Annotated in this window: 1 protein-coding gene; it reads left to right on the forward strand. The window is 56.3% G+C overall.

Annotated features, from left to right (window positions below; translation table 11 throughout):
* Positions 1 to 2,241: Eco57I restriction-modification methylase domain-containing protein (locus tag VM163_07600; protein HUT03738.1), on the forward strand; the 2,241-nt coding region annotated here is incomplete at both ends.

The raw sequence follows: 2,241 nt of genomic DNA on the forward strand, positions 1-2,241 counted from the left end.
CGACGCCTCGCTGCTCCAGGGGCCGCAATGGGATGAATTCGTTGCGGGATTCAGCCGCGAGCCGAGCGTGGGCCGCGTGCTGAAGGCCCTTGCCGGCAAGCTCGGGAATCTCAAGGAGGTAGGTTCGCTGGCCCGCCCCGAGGTCGACCTCCGGACAATCATCCACGATGAGAAGCTGCGGTGGGCGGAAGCCATCTGCACGAAGAAAGAGAAGAACTACCTGTTCCCGGAGATGAAGCCGCCGGAGCAACTTGAGCTATCTTTCGAGTCTGCCATCTCCGATGAGGAATTCTGGGATGAACTTAGCCGCAAAGTCCAGGCCGCTCTTCACGGTTTCTTCGAGGTATCCCGGGCGCAGGGCCGGGTTCGCGCTGCCGTGTTCGCTACTGATGCTGAGCGCGGTTTTGAGTTCATGGACTTGTGCCTTCGGCGGTACGATGTGGTCGCCACGAATCCGCCGTACATGGGCTCAAAGAACATGAACGGCGGCCTGAAGGAGTTTGTTCAGGCCTTCTATCCCGAGGGAAAACGCGACCTGTACGCAGCCTTCATTCTTCGTTGCATACAACTTGCAACGCGTGATGGCTATGTTGCGATGGTCACTCAGCACTCGTGGATGTTCCTACGATCATTCGCTCGATTGCGAGCCTTGACCAAAGATGAACTCGCTGCGGCCCCGGAGGGCCGGTTTAAGGGGTTGCTGCGAGAAGCACGCATCAGGGCGCTCGCTCATTTGGGTCCTTGCGCATTCACCGAGGTGTCTGGAGAGGTAGTCAACTCCGTACTTTTCACCATATCCAAAACGCCACCTGACGAAAGCCATTGTTTCACAGCATTGCGACTGGTAGGCCTAAGGAGTCCGGCAGAGAAGCAAGCTGCCCTTCTTCAATGTTCAGGATTCTCACAGAACAACATTGTCTCGGTCAGGCTGCAGCACGCTTACACTAACATTCCAGAGTCGCCTCTGGCCTATTGGCTAAGCACCGAGTTGATCGGCTTACTGTGCGGGAAGTGCAAGCTGATGGACATAGCCGAAGTGAAGGCTGGTCTGTCAACTGCTCATAATGACAGATTCCTCAGGTTTCATTGGGAGATAGATGCGAAACCACAGACATGGTTCCCATATTTGAAAGGCGGTAGGTATCAGAAGTGGGCGGGGCTGCAATGGCTTGTCATAGACTGGGAGAAGGCAGGCGCTCGACCTAGGCTGTACCCCAAAGCTGTTGTGCGAAATCCGGACTGTTATGGCCGTAGGGGGCTAACCTACAGTCTATTTGCCCAAGGAAGCATGAGCGTCAGGTTCAGTGACGGCTGCATATTCGACGATGCCAGTCTGTCCATATTCCCTCGCTTCGGCGTGCCCCGCGAGGCCATAGCCGGACTCATGAACACCAGGTTGATCTCGTTCATTCTGCGAAGTCTCACTCAAGACCTCAAGTTCCGCGTCGGCTATGTTGTTCTAACGCCGCTGCCGTGTCCTTGGCCAGAACTGGAGTGCCGTCTCGGGAGCGTACAACTGCTCGCCGCTCAAGCTATAAGGATCAAGAGGAATCTGATCTCGCGGGACATAGTTGAGGCGTCATTAGACCTTTCCGGGCCAGAAAATGAGGGTTCCCTGCTGGATTCGATCCGGAAGTCTCAGGATTCGCAGTTGCGTCTGGCGGCGGTGCTCCATACGATCGAGGGCTCCCTTGAACACGCGGTGCTCTCAATATACAAGGTCAATGAAGATGATGTGCAGGCCATTCTGTCCGAGACGGGCGTTCCGGCGGGATGGAACCGAAGAGTCGTTGGCTTGGATGACTTGCCAGAGTTGCGCGAATTGGGGATTCCCGCTAGCGTGCCGAGGATGACCGACGGTCCGATCAACGGCTCGGACCTAATCGTGCAAAGACTGAGACAGGCTTACGAGAACACTGCTGAGCCATCCGACGCGCAAGACGATCCTGACGTGGTTGAACAGGCCGACCAAGATGAGGATGGCCAAACAGAGGAAAAGGTCCTTGGTGCGAGCATACCTATTCCCTGTGAAACGCTGCTTGAGAAGTTGTCCACTGACCTTGAGCTGCATCCCGTCTCGGCTTACCTCTTGATAAAGGAAGGTATTGAGAAACGAGGCTGGCGGTGTCACACTGAAGAGAGACGCTACTCTGAGGACTACGTGTCCGTTCTGACGTTGAGGCTCCTCGGCCACCGCTGGCCCAAGCAGATCGAAGCAGGCGAGCCGGTGCCGGACTGGGC

Source organism: bacterium (genome assembly GCA_035527515.1).
In the GTDB taxonomy this organism is placed as follows: Bacteria; B130-G9; B130-G9; order B130-G9; family B130-G9; genus B130-G9.